General features: G+C 65.1%; 14 protein-coding genes and 1 CRISPR repeat array. Of the genes, 5 read left to right on the top strand and 9 right to left on the bottom strand.

From position 1 onward, the window contains the following. Positions 1–3 precede the first annotated feature (3 nt). Together csy2 and csy1 are read right to left on the bottom strand one after the other, a co-directional pair. Positions 4–1,005 (bottom strand): type I-F CRISPR-associated protein Csy2, encoded by a 1,002-nt coding sequence (csy2, locus tag PSOLE_RS02175; protein ID WP_003464680.1) that lies wholly within the window; start codon positions 1,003–1,005, stop codon positions 4–6. After that, a complete protein-coding gene (gene csy1 / locus PSOLE_RS02170; RefSeq protein ID WP_074855815.1) occupies positions 998–2,359 on the bottom strand; it encodes a type I-F CRISPR-associated protein Csy1 in 1,362 nt (453 codons plus the stop codon). The genes csy2 and csy1 overlap by 8 nt, the downstream gene beginning before the upstream one ends. 248 nt (positions 2,360–2,607) lie before the next feature. Between csy1 and PSOLE_RS02165 the strand changes: the two genes are divergently transcribed. Together PSOLE_RS02165 and PSOLE_RS02160 are read left to right on the top strand one after the other, a co-directional pair. Then, complete coding sequence (locus tag PSOLE_RS02165; protein WP_004425370.1) at positions 2,608–2,949, top strand: helix-turn-helix transcriptional regulator; 342 nt, start codon at positions 2,608–2,610, stop codon at positions 2,947–2,949. After that, positions 2,949–4,214 (top strand): type II toxin-antitoxin system HipA family toxin, encoded by a 1,266-nt coding sequence (locus PSOLE_RS02160; RefSeq protein ID WP_074855817.1) that lies wholly within the window; start codon positions 2,949–2,951, stop codon positions 4,212–4,214. The genes PSOLE_RS02165 and PSOLE_RS02160 overlap by 1 nt, the downstream gene beginning before the upstream one ends. A 131-nt stretch (positions 4,215–4,345) precedes the next feature. On the opposite strand, the gene cas3f is transcribed toward PSOLE_RS02160, so the two are convergent. Then, a complete protein-coding gene (cas3f, locus tag PSOLE_RS02155) occupies positions 4,346–7,696 on the bottom strand; it encodes a type I-F CRISPR-associated helicase Cas3f (protein ID WP_074855819.1) in 3,351 nt (1,116 codons plus the stop codon). After that, on the bottom strand, positions 7,693–8,661 hold the full coding sequence (gene cas1f / locus PSOLE_RS02150; protein ID WP_004425364.1) for a type I-F CRISPR-associated endonuclease Cas1f: 969 nt from the start codon (positions 8,659–8,661) through the stop codon (positions 7,693–7,695). The genes cas3f and cas1f overlap by 4 nt, the downstream gene beginning before the upstream one ends. Positions 8,662–8,775: 114 nt before the next feature. Next, positions 8,776–9,165: direct repeats of the CRISPR family, unit length 28 nt; unit sequence TTTCTGAGCTGCCTATTCGGCAGTGAGG. A gap of 263 nt (positions 9,166–9,428) precedes the next feature. On the opposite strand from cas1f, the gene PSOLE_RS02145 reads away from it, so the two are divergent. Continuing rightward, positions 9,429–10,391: a hypothetical protein gene (locus PSOLE_RS02145; RefSeq protein ID WP_074855824.1), complete on the top strand. Its 963-nt coding sequence runs from the start codon at positions 9,429–9,431 to the stop codon at positions 10,389–10,391. A 65-nt stretch (positions 10,392–10,456) separates the two neighbouring features. Continuing rightward, positions 10,457–11,104 (top strand): HAD family hydrolase, encoded by a 648-nt coding sequence (locus PSOLE_RS02140; RefSeq protein ID WP_004425362.1) that lies wholly within the window; start codon positions 10,457–10,459, stop codon positions 11,102–11,104. Between the two features lie 74 nt (positions 11,105–11,178). Here PSOLE_RS02140 and PSOLE_RS02135 read toward each other — a convergent pair whose 3' ends face one another. Together PSOLE_RS02135 and PSOLE_RS02130 are read right to left on the bottom strand one after the other, a co-directional pair. Continuing rightward, the gene (locus tag PSOLE_RS02135) at positions 11,179–11,409 is read right to left on the bottom strand and encodes a DUF1161 domain-containing protein (protein ID WP_074855826.1); all 231 of its coding nucleotides are present in this window, start codon (positions 11,407–11,409) and stop codon (positions 11,179–11,181) included. A 63-nt stretch (positions 11,410–11,472) separates the two neighbouring features. Then, positions 11,473–12,534 (bottom strand): aminopeptidase, encoded by a 1,062-nt coding sequence (locus PSOLE_RS02130; protein ID WP_074855829.1) that lies wholly within the window; start codon positions 12,532–12,534, stop codon positions 11,473–11,475. A gap of 124 nt (positions 12,535–12,658) precedes the next feature. On the opposite strand from PSOLE_RS02130, the gene PSOLE_RS02125 reads away from it, so the two are divergent. Continuing rightward, complete coding sequence (locus tag PSOLE_RS02125) at positions 12,659–13,081, top strand: PA0061/PA0062 family lipoprotein (RefSeq protein WP_004425353.1); 423 nt, start codon at positions 12,659–12,661, stop codon at positions 13,079–13,081. A gap of 262 nt (positions 13,082–13,343) precedes the next feature. Here PSOLE_RS02125 and PSOLE_RS02120 read toward each other — a convergent pair whose 3' ends face one another. From PSOLE_RS02120 to PSOLE_RS02110, 3 genes are all read right to left on the bottom strand, one after another. Further along, positions 13,344–14,345 (bottom strand): LLM class flavin-dependent oxidoreductase, encoded by a 1,002-nt coding sequence (locus PSOLE_RS02120; RefSeq protein WP_074855831.1) that lies wholly within the window; start codon positions 14,343–14,345, stop codon positions 13,344–13,346. A 135-nt stretch (positions 14,346–14,480) separates the two neighbouring features. Next, positions 14,481–16,076 carry a methyl-accepting chemotaxis protein gene (locus PSOLE_RS02115; protein WP_074855832.1) on the bottom strand — a complete coding sequence of 532 codons (1,596 nt, stop codon included), beginning with the start codon at positions 16,074–16,076 and terminating at the stop codon, positions 14,481–14,483. Then, positions 16,073–18,325, bottom strand: coding sequence for a putative bifunctional diguanylate cyclase/phosphodiesterase (locus PSOLE_RS02110; protein WP_074855834.1), 2,253 nt, complete (start codon positions 18,323–18,325; stop codon positions 16,073–16,075). The genes PSOLE_RS02115 and PSOLE_RS02110 overlap by 4 nt, the downstream gene beginning before the upstream one ends. Positions 18,326–18,405: the final 80 nt, after the last annotated feature.

The raw sequence follows: 18,405 nt of genomic DNA, 5'->3' as shown, positions 1-18,405 counted from the left end.
TGGTCACTCCATGTCATCAGTGCAGAGGGTTTGGCTGTAGAGGTTGTGGCAGCGGTACAGGCCGGCCTGGGGATCGGCGCTGGCGTACCAGAGCAGGTCATCGACATCGCGCAGCCGGTGCGGGCTGAGCCATTGGCCGATGGAGTAGAGGCTTTCAACGAAACGCAGCGGGGTTTGTCCGTCCCGCGCGTTGGCCACGCTGCCGGCGGCTTGCATTGGGCCGAGGGCGCCATAGCCGACCGGGATCGGCACCAGCCAGCCGTTGGGCATTACGCGCTGGGCGCGCCACTCGACTTTGGCAGGCTGGCTTTCGCTGGCCGGGCGGGCTTCCTGGGCGCGCAGGTTCAGGCGTGAAAGGTCGAGCCAGCCATCGAGCAGATCGGCGCTGGCGTTCTCGCCACGCAGTTGCTGCAGGTGGTTTTGCAGCAGGTCGTCGCGACTGACCAGGGCGAAGCCCGGCAGCCAGCGGCGACGCAGGCGGCGGAACTGCTTGCTGCGCTCCTCGCCTTGTGCCAATGGCTCCAGTACCGGCTGGTGTTGCGGATCGAGGAACACGCTACCGCCGGCGATACGCATGCTGCCCAGCAGATTTGCGATTTCAGCGGCGATCGTGCGGCGCTTTTGCCAGTCGCCCTGCACCGGGTCTGGCTGGCCGTCTTCGCTATAGCCGCTGACGCCGAAGATCAGCGTGATATCCAGGTGGATGCGCCCCTCTTCGACGATGGCGGCGGTTTCACCGCGCTCGTTGACCGGGTTGCGGGTCAGGCGGAAGGCGCGTTGATAGCCCCCGGTGACCTGGGTGTCATGGCTATGGCAGACCACCCCGACGCTGTCGAACATCAGAGCGAAGCGACCCTCGAGCTTGCGTTCGACGGCCTGCATCAGGCCGATAAAGGCGCTGATGGCGGGGAAGCCCCAGGTCAGCGGGCTGGAAATGGCGTTGGCGTTCTGCACCCGCAGGTGGGGGACGATCAGCAGGCCGTTGGAGGTGGGCAGCTCACTCATGTTCGGCCTCCAGGTCGCGTTGCTCGCGCTCGAATTGTTCGACCCAGGCCCGGTTCAGCCAGTCGAGGTCGAGCCACAGGGCATTGCTGCCGGCCTGTTTGGCCCAGTAGCTGTTTTCCACATCACCGACCGAAAGCTTGCTGACCAGCCGCGCATTGAGCCAGTTGGCGAAGCGCTCGCGAATTTCCGTGAGCCACTCCATGCGTCGCCATTCGCTGGCGAAGATGGCGTCGTGCTCGGCGCGGCGGAAATCCAGCCACAGCTGCTCGGCGCGGTTGAGGTTGCACTCGGGCTTGGCCGACCAGCCGGGCTCGAAGGCCCAAAGCTCGACGGCGTACAACAGCAATTCGTCGATCAGCTCGGTGAGCAGTTCATCGCGGCTGTTGCGGGTGTGCACGTTCGCTGGTGGGCCGCTGAGCAGAAAGTCGCGCAGGGTGCGCACCAGTTCGGCCACTGCCGGGCGCTGGCCGAAAGCGGGGAAAATCGAACCGTCACGGGTACGGATCGGCAGGCGCACATCGCGCGGCTGCCAGCTTGGCGGCAGGGAGGCGAGCAGGTAGTTGTCGCCACGCCGTTCGCTGTTGAGCTGGGAGATGTTCTGCGGTTTGGTGCCGCCGAGCTTCTGCACGGCCAGGTCGGGGTATTCGTGGATCACGCCAGGGTGAAACTGCTTGTCGCGTCGTGCCTGGCGCGCTTCCTTGGCCGGCTCGCCGAAGCGGTCGGCCTGGATCTCCTGATACACCCGATGCGCCAGCGAGCTGGCATACAGCGGGGCGAGCAGATGGTAGTGCTCATCGTTGCGCGGATCATCGCCGACCAGCCAGTACAGCTGCTTGCCGTAGGTGTGGGAGGCCAGGCCGTCGCGCGCGCGGGTGATGCCGGTAAAGGCTGCGGCCAGACTCCGGGCCTGCTCGTCATCTGTATGCAGCGCGGCAATGGCATCGGCATCTGCGGCCAGCAGCAGGTCGAGCAGTGTCTGGCCGTCGTGCTCCAGCTTGAGCAGCTTGTAGACATCCAGCGCGGCGGCATTGCCCACCACATCGCCGGCAAAGTCGTCGCCCAGGCAATGGCTGCCGACCAGCGCATGTTGCGGCAAGCTGTTCGGCAAACAATATAGGTTGGTGCCCTTGGCGTCCGGGTGAATGGCTTTGAGCGTATGCGTCACCGCCTGGATCTGCCCGGCGCGGCGAGCGGCATCTTCCAGCCATACGTCCGGGGCGTATTGGGCAAGCAGGGTGGCGCGCTTGGGGTCATCATCGGCCAGGCCTTCGAGCTTGGTGGTCAGACGCTCGGCGATAAAGCGCTCGATCAGGCTGCGGATGGCCTGTCGTCGGCCAGGGGAAGGGCTGTGCATAGCGACAAATCCTTATGCTGGGAGGCAACACAAAAAGTAGCATTGTTTTGCCACTAATCTTGACTGCCCGTCTGATCCAGAGCATTGAGCCTTTTATGCTACATTAGCTTTAAAAGCAGCATTTATACTGCAAATAAATACTAGTGAAGCTCATAAGCTTCAAGTAGATTTATTTGCAGCATCAAAGGCTCTTCATATCCAATAGAGCCTTATCTGCTGCACTCTGGATAGAGCGAGTGAGGTAGCCCATGCGCAGTACAGTGCTGACCCAGATCAAACGTCGACGCCTGCAGCTTGGCCTGAAAGGTACGGATATGCCGTTGCGGGTGGGGTTGAATCGCCAGCAGTACGGCAAGATCGAGAAAGACGGTAACCCCAGCCTGGCTACCCTGGACAAGATCGCCGAAGGCCTGGACGCCACGCTGATGCTGATCCCCAAGGAGCTGGCACGTCAGGTCGAGCAACTGCTGGAGGCCGGCCCCGCCAGGGCGCAACAGAACTACGCCGTGGATCGCTCGCCATCGTCTGCGCCTGGTGCGGGCGTCAAGGAAACTATCGAAGACCCCTGGCAAGACCTGGGTGACGACTGATGGCCGGCGAGCAGGTTTCGGCACTCAGGTTGACGCTGCATGGGCAGTTGGTGGGTTACGTGGCCGGCTATGCACATAACCGCACGGTGTTGTCGCTGGCGCCGTCGTTTGTTGAGGATGCCAACCGCCCCGCGCTGACCCTGTCACTGGCCAACCCGGCCACTTTCGCGACCCGTGCTGGCAAGAGTTTCCCGGTGGTGACCAATATGCAGTTGCACCCGCTGCTGAGCAACCTGCTGCCCGAAGGCGCGCTGCGCCAACTGCTGGCCCAGCGCTTGAAGGTCCATGAGCACAACGAGTTCCCGCTGTTGGTACACCTGGGCGGCGACCTGCCCGGTGCGCTAATCGCCGAGCCGGTTGCTGCCGAGGCTATCCCGGATGCGGCTTTTGGTGACCGTGGGCGGCTCGACCGAGTGGCGGTAGATACCGTGGACCGGGTGGCGCATTTTTCCCTGGCCGGGGTGCAGATGAAGTTTTCCATGCACCAGCGCGATGGCCGTTACCAATTGGGGGATACGGCGGCGCCCGGTGACTGGATCATCAAGACGCCCTCCACGGTGCATGATCATGTACCGCTCAACGAATATACCTGCATGCACCTTGCGGCACTGGCCGGCGTGGATATACCGGAAATCCGTCTGGTAGAACTCGACAAGCTCGAGCGTCTGCCGCAGATCAAGCTGCCGGATGAAGGCTATGCCTATGGCATCCGCCGCTTCGACCGGGCCGAGGGCAAGCGCGTGCATGCCGAGGACTTCGCCCAGGTGCTGTTCGCCTATGCGGCGGACAAGTACCAGAGGGCCAGTTACGAACAGATCGCCCGGCTGATCTATCAGAACACCTACAGCGGCCAGCGTGACGTGGTGCAGATGGCTGTGCGCTTGCTGGTCAACATCCTGTTGGGCAACGGCGATGCGCATCTGAAGAACTGGAGCATTCTCTATCCCGATGGCGTGAACCCGGTGCTGTCGCCGGCCTACGACATCCTCTTCACCAAGGCCTATATCCCTGCCGAGCAGCACTACGCGCTGAACATGGCGCAGACCAAGCAGTGGTATGAGGTATCGCTCGAGCACTTCCGGCGCTGGGCCAGGCGCGCGGACCTGCCGGAGTCGCCGATTCTCTACAACCTCAAGGCCGCCATCGATAAGGCTCGCGCGCTATGGCCGGCAGCCCTGCGCGATAGCCCCATGCATGAGGCGCACAAGGCCGTATTGCGTGAGCACTGGCGGGCGCTGCATGGGGATTTTCGGATTGATAGTTAGCTGCTGACATCACGGTTCCTACCCAACGGAGTCGCGGCTAAAGCCCCTCCCACAGGTCTTCAATGCTGTGGGAGGGGCTTTAGCCGCGATGCTGTAGCCCTGCTACACGCCGCGCAGGGTGTAGGGGAATCTCACCTGCGTTTGGCAAAGCCCAGCGCGGGGTGAAAGCGCCAGCCGCGCTCGCTCTCGGGCAGACTGACGGTGCCGAGGCGCTTGGCGCAGCCCTCCAGACTCATGTCCAGCTCCTGTGCCAGTTCAGACAAGGCCTGGAGGTAGTCGGTAGCACCCCAGGGGCTGATGCGCGGTCCGGCCAGTTCGCTGTCGGCGATGCGCTGGTGCAGGCTGTTTTCCACCGGCACGTAGATTTGCTCGTAGCGGCGCTGGCCGGGGTCGATGCGGTGTAGCTGGTAATCCTCATCGTCTTCGTCCGGCAGCAAGATCAGCTCGACCTTTGGCTGGGTGTCGAGGCGAAAGGGTTGTTGCTGCTGGGCCAGGGCCGTGAGGTGCAACAGCGGCTGGCTCCAGCCGTCATGGGCATTCATTTCACGCGGCTGGCTGCTTTGCCGCCGCCGTTCGCGCTCTGACAGCGTGGCCGGATCGGGTGCGGCGGGTTGCAGCATCCAGCCTTGCAGGCGCGCGTGTTCCAGATCGACCAGGTTGCCCTTGGCATCCAGTGGCGCGGGGCGTTCGAGAATGCGCGGGCGGGCGTCGATCCGTTGGTATTGCTCGGCTTCCAGCAGCCTGTCCAGACGATGGCTGTTCAGCCGCCAGGGGTGTTCCGTCTCGAAACCGGGTTTGCAGAAAGCTGGCTGGTCGCGCCGTTCGGCATGGCGCAGGTTGCTGTCGAATATCTGCACATTGGTTGTGCTCCAGGGCTCGGGGCGATGGCGCCGCACGCGCCCGGCCAACTGGATCAGCGAGCGCATGGAGGAGGGTTCGACCAGTGCCCAGTCGTAATCATGGTCGCGGCCCACTTCGGTGACCGGCGAGCCGAGCACGATAAACAGCTGCTCCGGCTCGTCGAAGCGCTCCAGGCGTTGGCGAATCTCCGGCAGTGCGAATACCGCATCGGGCTGCTCACGTTTGAGGGTGGCATCCAGCCGACTCTCGATGGCCGAGCGCAGCAGCAAAGGAAATTGCGAGTGGTAGACGCACAGGTGAATCCGCGTGCCGGCGGCCGCACCCAGACGGAACAACGCCAGGGCCACATCGAACAGGGGCTCGATATTGGCCATGCGTACCATGCCGAAGCTTACGCGCTTGCCGCTGTGCGGGTCGGTTGTGGCGTTGGTGTCGTGCAGGCTGCGGGCGGCGGTCAGTATCTGCTCGGCGAAAGCCTGGCGAATCTCCTCCGGGCGCTGGCTGGCAAAGCGCAGCGGCAGCAGTTGCGCCTGGCGGCGCGTGGGCTGCGTCGCGAGCCAGGCGTGGCGGCGTTGGGCGAAGTCCAGGTGGGCGGCGCTGAAACTGGCGCTGTCGCTACAGTCCAGGCGGCTTTGTCGCTGTTCATCGACCCAGGCACAGGCGATGGCCGACAGCTCGCCAGGGCGTTCGCCACGATGATGCTGATACTCGACACGCCCGGCGCGATAGGCCTCGAACAAACCCTGGATCAGGGCAGGCGGCAGGGTGGCCGAGGACAGTAGCACGCGGCTGCCCAGCAGCCCGGCCCAATGCACCAGGCGCGCCAGGGCCGGCAGGTCGGCGATATCGAAATCGTCCGGCTCGTCGAGCACCAGGTCGCCGCTCATCAGGCGCAACATGGGCGCTATCTGTCGCCCGCCGCGCTGACTCTCGGTGGCAGGGGTCAGGTGGTCGATGGTGCAGACCAGTACCGGCGCGATCAGCAGGGCGCGCACCTGGGGTTCGTGGATCACCTTGTTGAGCAGCGGATGGGCGTCCACATTGCCGTCGAAGCGTACATGACCATCGTCTTCGAACAGTGCCTGGCTGGAGGCCGAGCCGCTGCGTTCGGCGAGCGCCTGCTGGTGCTCGAACAAGGTACTGTTGGCCGCGCCACCGACGCGAATGGCCAGGTCATCCTCGTCCAGTCGAAGGCGTTGGCGGAAGGCGCGCCCGGTTTGCAGGGTCAGGCTGCGCAGGCCAAGGGCGAAGGCACAGCGCATGCCGCGCTCGGGGTCGCTCAGGGCATACATGATGCGTGCATTGCCCAGGGTCTTGCCGCAACCGGTGGAGGCCATATTGACGATGAACGCACCGTGCCGAGCAGCCTGTTCGCGCATGCCGGCGGCCAGGTCGAAGGCCTTGTCCTGCCAACGAAAGCGTTCGTTGCCGCTGCGCTTCTTCAAGCCCTTGTGCCGGCTCAGGCGTGGCAGGCTGCGCTCGAAGTCGGTCAGGCGATGGCCGATCAGCCCGGCATTGGCCTCGACCCCCAGCAGATGTTCGTCGAGGCCCTGGTTGAACTTGCCGCTTTTGCGCTCGGTATTGGCCCACAGCGGATAGCCCGCCTCGCCCTGCACCCGGCCTGGGCCGGTGAGGCTGGAATAGTGGTGGTCGGCGAGCATCAGGTTCAGGCGTGCCAGGTGCATCAGGTAGGGGCTGCCTAGCCAGTCGCGCTGTGGGCGGCGTGGCAGTAGGGCGAGCAGACGTTGGGCCTGCTTGCTGGCCCGTTTGCGCCAGCGCTCGGTGGTCACGGGCAGGCCGTGGGGGAAGTGCCAGTAAGGTTCGATCTGCGCCCTGTCCTGGGTGGTGCAGTGCTCGTTCCAGCTGGCGTCGATATCTCCTGGCAGGTTCTTCAGCATGCCCAGCTGGAAGTGGCGGATCTTGCTGCCCAGGCGCGTGTCCTCGCTGGGCATCAGGGGCAGGCGGTGATGGGTCAGTACCAGCCAGGCCAGGGCGGCGGCCAGGGGCGGTAGGTGGCGAAAGGGCTTGTCGCAGTCGGGGTCGAGGCCGTCGCGTTGCAGGCGGCTCAACCAGCTGGCGTCATCCTGCTCGCTGGGGTTGGCCAGGCGCGCCAGCCAGGTCGGGTCGTCGTCGTTGCCGACGAAGGCCTGGAACAGACGCAGCGATGTCCATTCGTGGCGATACAGGTTGCGCTCCATGGGCGCGCCAGGTTTGAGGCGATTCTGGAAGGCCAGGCTGGCTTTGCCCAGATCATGCAGTAGCGCGGCCAGGGTGCTGAGCAGGTGAAGATCCTCGGCGCTGTGCCAGTCGTTCTCGTCATCCTTGCGCAATACGTCGCGGCGGGTGCTGTTGGTCGGCACCGCGCCCTGAGCGTTGAAGCGGCTGGCATCGCCGACTATCCACAGCAGTTCGCTGTGATCCTTGCCGCGGATCCAGTGGCAGGCCACGGCGGTATTGCGCCTGGCGCTCTTCTTCAACAGCTTGCGCAGGGTATCCAGCCCGGCCTGGGTGATCGGCGTTTGCCAGGTGCGCTCGCCGCGGCGCTCGGCGAACTGGTCGAGGATGCGCCGGCTCTCCACCAGGGCGCGTTTGTCGCACTGGGCGATCAGCAGCACATTCATGCGCCAACCTGCTCGGCCACGGCCTTGAGGGTGTCGATCATGAAGTCCAGTGACTCGCCACGGGTGAGGTTTTCGATGCAGGCCTGGCGAAACTCCTGTTCCTCGTCGCCGCGCACGGCGCTGACGAAAGCTTGCGGCAGGATGGTCGCGTCCTTGACCAGGTCGGCCACGTCGAACACCAGGCCGCCGCGCCGCGTCTTGCCGTGCAGCACGGCCAGGCCATGAGGGATGCCGAGCACCCAGGTGGCGCTGGCGGCCAGGCCGTAGGCCAGGTAATTACCGTGGTCGAGAAAACGGTTGGCCGGGTCGCCGCCGGAGCCGTGCTTGGCGCGGGTGAAGTCGCCATAGCTGACGGCACGGGCGGCGAGGGCGAACAGTTGCTTGCTCAGGCGGGCCTCTTCAGTAAGCAGGAAGGTGTTATCCGGTGCCGCCATGATGGCGCGCTGCGAGGCATCGAGGGCATTTTCCAGGGCAGTGGCGTCGACCTGGAAGCCGGCATCCTTCAAGGGCCGGCTATGCAGCCAGCCCTGGCGGATACGTTGCAGGCGCGCCAGTTGAAAGGCTTTGGCCGCCTCCAGGCGCTTGCCGTCATCGAACCAGAACCCTACCCACTTCTGCAGGTACTCGGTGGGGCGGTACTCGCTCTGCGGCGAGAACCAGGCGACCTCCACGTCCATCTCGTTGGCCGAGAACAGCGGTGTGCCGCCACCGCCACAGAAACCCACCAGCACGCCGGCCTTGGCCAGCTCACGCATCGCCGCCTGGGTGATCGAGGTGCCGGTGCCGAGGAGGATAGTGGTGGTGTTGGCGATGGGGATATTCCAGTACAGCGACTGCTTGCCTGCGTCGGTCACGTACTCCACCCGCCCACCGTTGACCAGCACCCGGCAGTGCTGCAGGTAGTAGAGGTTGGCGCGTTTGGAATGGAGGATGGTCTTGAGGTCGGAGGGGCTGATGTCGTCCATGAGGGGCTCCTGAAACAATGCTGGCAGTTAAGCCCTTTTGCTTGTGGCTGCCAAGTGGCGGGCTGCCTATACGGCAGTGAAGCTCAGTCCGCAGCGACTCGGCCTCTGCGTGCATTTCTGAGCTGCCTACACGGCAGTGAAGTTGATGGTGGCCGACGGGCGTTTGGCCGTGATCTTTCTGAGCTGCCTACTCGGCAGTGAAGGAGAAGATCAAGCCACGCGCCGCGCACATGAATTTCTGAGCTGCCTACTCGGCAGTGAAGGGGCGGGGCGTAGAGCTGGGCGGATTCGACCATTTCTGAGCTGCCTACTCGGCAGTGAAGGAAAACCCAGCTGGTGATGAAAGCGTGGGACGTTTTCTGAGCTGCCTATTCGGCAGTGAGGATGCTGTTCGCCTTTGATGACGGAGTTGGTCATTTCTGAGCTGCCTATTCGGCAGTGAGGTGTCGTAGGCTCGTCGAAGCCTGGTTGGAACTTTTCTGAGCTGCCTATTCGGCAGTGAGGTAGGCGCGATAGCCGGCAAACTTGCATCGCTCAAGGTATGGCGGGATTCGGTGGTGGTTGACCATTTTTTCTCGTCATCCGGCAACTCATTGATTTTTAAAAGACGATTTGTCCGTCGTAGAAAAATGGGTATGGGCATGCCTTGTAGGTGCTGACCGTTGTCTGGCCATACCGCACAGTTCTGCCATCTCGAGCTATTGCCCTGCTGGGAGGGGCGGTACTCTCGCGTTTCGATGGATTCAGACCTCGACAGGGAGTACCTCATGAGCCAAGCCAATCCCTTCGAACCTTTGCCGGCTGCGGCAGTGAATTCCAGTCCGGGCGAGTGGCCGGCATTGCCGCGCCACGTGGCTTGGGTTGCCTTGGCGGTCGGGGTGATCGGCATTGTCATCACATTGATTACCTGGGGTCGGATCGATGAGGTCGACTACGTCAGTTTGTTGCGTCAATCGGTGTCGTTCTGGCTGAGTCACCTGCTGCTGTCGGCGTTGGCCGCTTACTGGTTGACGTTGGTCTATCTGGAGCGCAACGGCCTGGCGGACTACCCGCAATCCGCGTCGCTTATGCTGGCCTATGGCGTGGCCTGGTTCCTGGTGTCCTGGGCGCTGGGGTATGCCCTGAGCTACCTGCACATGGGGCTTTACGAGCATTTCGATCATTACGGCGCTGGCGGCCTGCTCAGTGTTGGGTTGTGGTGGCTGGTCGGTCTGTTGCGTTTTACCGTCGAGGCGTTGTTGACGTTGTGGCTGGTGCTGCATCTGTTTCGCCACCAGGCCAGGCCGGCAGAGGCTGCCTTGCCGGTGTCGGCGACCACGCTGGCCTGGTGTTTTGCGTTGGGCATGGTGGTGGTCAACCTACAGTTGAATGCACTGGTGACACGCCTGTCGATGGGCGGTATGGCAAATGAGGTGCTCGACGGCTGGGCGGGGTTGAGCGGGCTGGTCAGCGCCGGCTTGTCCCTGCTGGTCGCCTTCTTCGCCGCACGTTCGGTGTTGCCGTCGCAGATGCTGGGGTTCAAGGGTGGTCGGCTGGCGCTGGCCTGTCTGATTACCTTTGCCTTGTGGTTCTGCAGCGGGATGCTGGGCATGATCCTGGTGCTGGCAGCGCTTTGGTTCGGTTTCGCGGGTAGCCTCGTGTTGCTGGGGCTGTTCGCTTTGCTGCAGCTGGCGCTGCTCTGGCCGTTCACTCGGCTGGGGCTGCGCTGGGGTTATCGGGTGCATGCCTGAGCGTGAAGTGGGCGCTGAAGGCGGGTATCCTTCGCGGCCGTTCCGATTGCGAATAGGCGCCCGCCATGCATCACTCCACCATTCTCTTCGACCTCGACGGCACCCTGACCGACCCGCGTGAGGGCATCACCCGTTCGGTGCAGTACGCCCTGACCAAGCTGGGCATCGATGAGCCGGACCTGGCCGCGCTGGAGCATTTCATCGGCCCGCCCCTGTTGCAGTGCTTCATGGCCACCTACGCGCTGGATGAGGCCACCGGCTGGCAGGCGGTCAATCACTACCGCGAGCGCTTCCGAGTGACCGGGCTGTACGAAAATCGTGTATTCGACGGCGTGGAAACTCTGCTCGAGGCGCTGGTGGCGCAGGGCCGAACGCTCTATATCGCGACCAGCAAGCCGACGGTGTTCGCCGAGGAAATCGCCCGGCACTTCGGCTTCGACCGCTACTTCAAGCGCATCTACGGCAGTGAACTGGATGGCACCCGCACCAACAAGGTGGAGCTGTTGGCGCATCTGCTGGACTCGGAACGACTGGCGCCCGGCTCGGCACTGATGATCGGCGACCGCAAGCATGACCTGATCGGCGCACGCAGCAATGGTTTGCAGGCGGTGGCGGTCGGTTACGGCTTCGGTAGTCGTGAGGAATTGCTCGGCGAGACGCCGGACTTTCATTTCGAGACGCTGGAGGAAATGCGCCGGGCATTCATCTGCTGAAAACTGTAGGAGCGAGCTCTGCTCGCGAATGAAATCGAAAGCTTCATGAGCAAGCTCGCTCCTACAGGGGTGTATCAGCCGTTGCGCTGATAGACGATCTTCTTGGTGCCGCCGTCGCAGCTGCCGACGACCATGCTCTGATCCTGAACTTCGCCGTTGGGCACGATCTCCAGGGTGTAGCTGGGCACGTTGTTGGCCTGAATCTTCACTTCGATTTCCTGCTTGAGTTCTTCGCAGGGCTTGGGCGCGGCCAGCGCGCCGCCAGCAAGAAGCATCAGGGCCAGGGCGGGAATCAGTCGTTGCATCGCTTGTACCTCCGGTGTTGGGCGAAACCTGAGTAGGCTGGACTGGCAATCTGCCCCGCAGTTCTAGTTGGTTTGCCTCAGGCTTTCCAGCGCGGCCCGACGATCTGCCTGCGGCAGCCGACCGAGCGCGGCCACGGCGGCGTAGAACGCGCGCCAATCCCGGCCCTCACGCGTGAACAGTGCCGCGAAAGCCGGCACCCATTGGTCGTAGAGGCCGAAGGGCAGCAGCTTGGCGTTGTTCAGCGGGCTTTCGATCCAGGCGTCATAACGCCCCTGGCCACCCCATTCGCGCTGGCGCAAGGCGCGGTAGTCGCGGCGCAGGCGCTCGAACTCGGTTTGCTTGGCGGCGCGCATGGCTTCTTCTGACAGATTGCTGGCATAGAGCTGACGCAAACGCTCGCGGCTGGCCAGCACCAGTTCGATGAACTGCTGGCGCTGGCGCTCGTCGCTGGCCGGCGGCGTTTCACCACGGGCCGCGTGCCACTGACGCAGCCCCTCGCGTTCGACGAAGGTGGCGAAGGACTCGTTGAAGGCGGTATCGCCGGGCAGGTAGTACTGCTGGTGCGCCAGCTCGTGGAAGATCACCGCGATGAAACGCTCGTCGCTCCAGCGCAGCATGGTGTTGAGCAGCGGGTCATCGAACCAGCCCAGGGTGGAGTAGGCCTCGACACCGCCGATGTAGGTATCCAGGCCCTGCTGGCGCAGCAGCGCGGCAGCACCGCGGGCTCGGCCCTGTTGATAGTAGCCGCGGTAGGCGACGCAACCGGCGATGGGAAAACAGTGCAGCTCGGGGTCGAGGGAGAACTCTGGAGTGGCGAACACATTCCACACCACGAAGGGACGCTCCAGGTCGGCGTACAGGCGATAGCTGCGGTTCTCGGGCAGTTGCAGCTGCGCGCTGGCAAAGTCCCGCGCTTGCTGGCTCAGCGTCAGGCGCCTGGCCAGGTCGGGGTCTGTCGCAGGGTTGCTTAGCAGCCGTTCGACTGGCTGGCGCGCCTGCAGCAATTGCCATTGGCCCTGGCCAAGATGGGCGTAGTAATCGAGGGTCGAGCAGCCGCCCAGCAGCAGGGCAAGCAGGGGAACCGCGCAGCGGCGCAGCAGGTCTTTAGAAGAGGCGTTGGGCATGCCGTCACGCTAGCTGATCGCGTTGCTTGTCTCCAGCCCTGTGTGCGTGAATACGCTCGTTTCGCCTCGGTTTTGCAAGCCTCCCGATGTAGGCTGGTGTCTGAACCCTACCGTGGAAGTCGCCATGCGCGCCCTGTTTCTCGCTCCCGCCCTGATGATGCTCGGGGCCTGTGCTTCACCGCTGCCCAAGCCCGACCCGCAGCAGGCCTGGGTCGAGTTGTATTCCAGCGCCGATACCTTGCTGATGGCCGACCGCCTGGACGGCAAGCGCTGGCCGGATGGCCGCTACTTTCAGGTGACGCCCGGCCGGCACGAGCTGCAAACGCGCTTTCAGTTCGAGGTGCGCGGCGGCGGGGGGCTGGGCATGATGAGCGAGCCGTTGCGCATGACCTGCGAGATTCGTCTGCGTTATGACGACTTCGCGGCGGGACAGCGTTATCGCATCGAGGCGCGCCAGCAACTGATGAAGGCGCAGGCCTGGCTATATGACGAGCAACGCAACGTGTTGGCGCGTGGCGAGGTGCTGCGTTGCGGGACGGCCATCTAGGGTCTGTTGCCGTTTCGCGCACGGCTCGCGTCGAAACGGCAACAGACCCTAGGCCAGGGCTGATCCGCACGGCGCACCCCGCTGATCAATGGGTGCGCCGCGGGTGCAAGGTCAGGCTTCGAGTGTGCCTTCCAGGGTGATCGTGGCGTTCAGTCCCTTGGATACCGGGCAGCCGGTCTTGGCCGCTTCCACCGTATGAACGGGGCCACCGATCTGGCGGCCTGTTCTGATTCAGAGGGCAGTCACGCGTACAAGTTCGCACTTAGCCGTGTTGCAGCTCGGCGAGGATGTCGAAGGCGTGCAGGCGGTCGGCGAAGTCGTACATGTCGCAGGTGAAGATCAGTTCGTCCGCTTCGGTTTGCTCCAGCAACTGTTCCAGGCGTTGGCGCACGGTCTGCGGCCCGCCGATGGCGGCCAGGCCGAAGAACTCGCCCACGGCCTGACGCTCGTGCGGCAGCCACAGGCCGTCCATGCTCGGTACGGGCTTGCGCTGCACCAGGCTCTGGCCGCGGATCAACGCAAGGATGCGTTGGAACGCGGAGGTGGCCAGGTATTGCGCCTGCTCGTCGCTGTCGGCTGCCAGCAGCGGTACGCCAAGCATCACATAAGGCTTGTCCAGCACCGCCGAGGGGCGGAAGTGGTTGCGGTAGATGCGGATCGCCTCGTGCATGTAGCGCGGTGCGAAGTGCGAGGCGAACGCATAAGGCAAACCTTTCATGCCGGCCAGTTGGGCGCTGAACAGGCTGGAGCCGAGCAGCCAGATCGGCACATTGGTCCCCGCCCCGGGCATGGCGATCACCCGCTGGCCTTCCTGGCGCGGGCCGAGGTAGGCCTGCAGTTCTTCGACATCATTGGGGAAGTCGTCGGCGCTGCCATCGCGGCTGCGGCGCAGGGCATGGGCGGTGTACTGATCGGCGCCGGGCGCGCGGCCCAGGCCCAGATCGATACGACCGGGATAGAGCGTGGCGAGGGTGCCGAACTGTTCGGCAATCACCAGCGGCGCATGGTTGGGCAGCATCACGCCGCCAGCGCCCAGGCGGATTTTCGAGGTGCCGGCGGCCAGATAGCCAATCAGCACGGAGGTGGCGGAGCTGGCGATGCCGTCCATGTTGTGGTGCTCGGCCACCCAGAATCTCTCGAAGCCGAGGCTCTCGACATGTCGGGCCAGCGCCAGCGAATTGTGCAGGGCCTGAGCGGCATCGCCATCGTCGCGAATCGGCGCCAGGTCGAGGGTGGAGAGTTTGATGGAGGCCAGTCGGCTCATTGGGGAATTCTCCTCGTTGCATGGCCGGTCACTCTAACCCCTCGGGTTCAGGTAGCGCACGCCAGGCACAGGCATAGTCATCATCGACGTGGGTGATGCGCTGACACTTGCGCGCGCAGATGGCCGTGTAGGTGTTCACCCCGGTCGGCTCTGGCGCTGGCTCCAGAACTGCTCCGCCAGCAATTGCAGGCGCCCGGCCAGGCCGGCCAACTGCTCGGCGCTGCAGTGGCTGCGGGCGCTGGCTTCGGCGGTGCCCTCGCAGGCCTGGCGGATGCCCTGCAGGTTACGCTGGATATCGTCGCCGACGGCGCTCTGCTGTTCCACCGCGCTGGCGATTTGGATGCTCATGTCGCTGATCTGGCTGACGCGCTGGGTGATGCCGGCCAGCGCCTGGGCCGCCTGTTGCGCCTGGGCGGTGATGGCCTGGGCGCGCCGCTGGCTGTCGCCCATGGCCGCCACGCTGCTGGCCACCGTGTCCTGCAGGCCGGCGATGAGGGCGTCGATCTCGCCGGTCGAGGCCTGGGAGCGCTGGGCCAGGGCGCGCACCTCATCGGCTACCACGGCGAAGCCGCGGCCCGTTTCGCCGGCGCGCGCGGCTTCGATGGCGGCATTGAGCGCCAGCAGGTTGGTGCGCTCGGCGATGTCGCCGATCACTGTGAGCACCCGGCCGATATCGCGGCTGCTGTCGGCCAGCTGTTGCACCAGAACGTGGCCGGCCTGCAGCTCTTCGGCCAGGGCGGCGATATGTTGCCGGGTGCTTTCGACCAACTGGCGGCCGTCGCTGCTTTCCTGGTCGGCGGCGCTGGCCGCGCTGGCGCTGAGTTGAGCGTTGCGTGCCACCTCCTGGACGCTGACCGCCATCTGCCCCATGGCGCTGGCGACCTGCTCGGTCTCCTGGCGTTGTTGCAGGGTGGCGCTGTTGTGATGTTCCACCGCGTTGGCCAGTTGCCCAGCCTCGCCGCTGAGCTGGCGCGCCGAGTCGGCGATACGCCCGACCACGGCGCCGGCTTCGGCCTGCAGGCTGTGCAGGGCGAAGGCGATGGTGCCGAAGGCGTCGCGGCGACCGGTGTATAGCCACTGGCTGAGCGGGTTGTCGGCCTGCTGGCGAGCCTGGGTCGCCAGGCGCTCCAGCGGACGCAGGGCCAGATGGTTGATCAGCCCTAGCAGCAGGCCAAGCGCACCGGCACCTGCCAGCAGCGGCAACGGCGGCAGACCCAGGCTGGCGCTCAGCAGCAGCGCGGCCGCTGGCGGCAGGACGATGGCGCTGAGCACCAGGCGCAGACTCAGGCTCAGGCGTGGCCGGCGCAGTGCCCGCGGTGTGCGGCCGGCGCGCAGCTCGGCATAGAGCGCCTCGGCGGCGGCGATCTGCGCCTCGCTGGCGGCGGTGCGCACCGACTGGTATTCGACGATGCGCCCGTCCTGGCGCATGGGCGTGACGTAAGCGCTGACCCAGTAATGGTCGCCGTTCTTGCAGCGGTTCTTCACCAGCCCCATCCACGAGCGCCCCGCCTTCAGGGTCTGCCACAGGTGGGCGAAGGCGGCCGGCGGCATGTCCGGGTGGCGCACCAGGTTGTGATTGCGGCCGATCAGTTCGTCCTCGGCGAAGCCGCTGATGTCGATGAACTCCGGGTTGACGTAGGTCAGCGCGCCCTTGAGGTCGGTGGTGGAGAGGATGTTGGTCTGCGCCTGCACCGGCACCTGGCGTCCGCTGACGGGCAGGTTGAGCTTCATGGCTGTACCTCCCGGGCCTCGGTCTGGCTGTCTAGTGGGCAGCAGAGGCCGTCGAAGCGGTCCTCGCCACTGAGCAGGCGTTGCAGTTCTTGTGGTGCGCGTGGTGGACTGAACCAGTAGCCCTGGGCGTAGCGGCAACCTTCCCGGGCGAGGAACTCGAGCTGCTGCACCTGTTCGACGCCCTCGGCCACCACGGTCAGCCCCAGGCTATCGCCGAGGCCGATGATCGCCCGGCTGATGGCCAGCGCCTCGGCGTCCTGCGGGGTGCCGGCGATGAAGCTCTTGTCCACCTTGATGATGTGCAGGGGGAAGCGCTTGAGGTAGCCCAGCGAGGAGTAGCCGGTGCCGAAGTCGTCGAGGGCCAGTTGCACGCCGAAGCTGGCCAGTTCGCGCAGGCAGGCGAGGTTCTGCGCGCTGTCCTGCATCAGCTGGCTCTCGGTGATCTCCAGCACCAGGCTCGCCGGCGCCAGGCCGGTTTCGCGCAGCACGTCGGCGACCCGGGCGGCGAAATCGCCTTGCTGCAGCTGGCGGCTGGACAGGTTGACCGAGCAGCGCAGCTGTGTCTGCCCGGCCAATTGCCAGGCGCGCACCTGACTGCAGGCCTGACGCAACACCCAGTCGCCGACGGCGAGAATCTCGCCGGATTCCTCCAGACAGGGAATGAACTCCAGCGGCGACACCTCGCGTCCGTCGTGTCGCCAGCGCAACAGGGCCTCCACGCCCATCAGGCCCGCCTGGCCCTGATCGAGCTCGCAGATCGGCTGGTAGACCAGGCGCAGTTCGTCGCGAACCAGCGCCTGGGCCAGGGCGTTCTGCAGTTCCAGCTGGCGCTGCGCCTGCTGCTGCAACTCGGCGCAGTAGCGGGCGAACTGCGCCTTGCCCGCGCTCTTGGCACGGTACAGGGCCAGGTCGGCGGCCTGCAGCGGGTCGAGCGTCTGGTCGCGTTCTTGTAGCGCGGCGATGCCGATGCTGGCGCTGACCGCCAGGGTCTGCTCCTGCAGCTGCAGCGGCGGGTGCAGGCTGTCCAGCATGCGCTGGGCGACCCGCTCGGCGTCGCCCATGCAGGCCAGGTCATCGAGCAGGGCGACGAACTCGTCGCCACCGAAGCGGGCCAGGTGGTCGCCGGGACGCAGGCAGTGGGCGAAGCGTTCGGCGACCTCCACCAGCACTCGGTCGCCGACCTGATGGCCGAGGCTGTCGTTGATCAGCTTGAAGCGGTCTAGGTCGATGAACAGCAGGGCGGCCTCGCGCGCCCCGGGGCGCTGGTGGCGCTGCACGGCCTGTTGCAGCAGCTCGCCGAGGCGGGCGCGATTGGCCAGCCCGGTCAGCGGGTCGTGGCGGGCGGCGTGGTGCAGCTGTTCCTGGGCGGCGCGGCGCTGGCTGATATCGCTCTGCGAGCCGGCGATACGGCGCAGACCGCGGCTGCAGGTGTTCGCCACGCCGCGTACCAGCACCCACAGGTAGCTGCCGTCGCGGCGGCGGATGCGGTATTCGTGGTGCAGGCTGGGGCTGAGGCCACGCAGGTGATTGTCGATGGCCTGGCGCAGGCCGGGCAGGTCGTCGCCATGCACGCGGCCGAACCAGCTCTGGCTGGTGGGCGCCAGGCTGTCGCGATCGAGGCCGAGCATGCTCGTCCAGCGTTCGGAGAGGTACAGCTGGTCCTGTTCCAGCTGCCATTCCCACAGGCCGTCGTTGGCCCCGCGCATGGCCCGCGCGTAGCGCGCCTCGCTGTCCTGCAGGGCCTTGCGCTGGGCCGCTCCATAGCTTTCCAGGGCCAGGTCGATATCGAGGAAGACCTTCTTGACCAGGCTGGCGAAGCAGTCGGCGGCCGGCGAGGCGCCGAGCAGTTCGCCGAGCACTCGGTCCAGGTACAGGCGGTAGGCGCCCAGGTACCATTTGAGGTCGACGCCGACACACTGGTGCACCCAACCGATGCGCAGACGTTCGAGCACGTAGTCCTGGTCCGGGCGGCCCTGCCACAGGCGTCGGTAGTAGTCGGCCTGGCTGTGCTTGAGGCGCGCCGTGGTGGCAGGGTTCCCGAGGATGGCCGCTGGGGCGGGATAGTCGGCGAGCCGTTCGTAGAGTTCGTCGATAAAGGCCTGGGTGATGGGTTCCACGCGCTGGGTGTGGCGCGCCAGGCGCTCATTGTCGGCCTGGCCCCAGTCGAGAAAGCGCAGGCGCTGGAGCAGTTCCTCGGGATCCGGGGCGATGTGTTGGAGCAGTTCTAGGAATTCCTGTTCGTTACCCATGTCAGCCTCCTGCGTTTCTTCGGCGCAAAAAAAAGCGCCGTAGGTCGCCCTCGTTCGAAGATGGCGGCCTACGGCGCTCT

The sequence above is a fragment of the Pseudomonas oleovorans subsp. oleovorans genome (assembly GCF_002197815.1).
Lineage (GTDB): Bacteria > Pseudomonadota > Gammaproteobacteria > Pseudomonadales > Pseudomonadaceae > Aquipseudomonas > Aquipseudomonas oleovorans.
The sequence above is the reverse complement of the archived record's forward strand: the minus strand, read 5'-3'. Positions and strand labels throughout refer to the sequence as shown.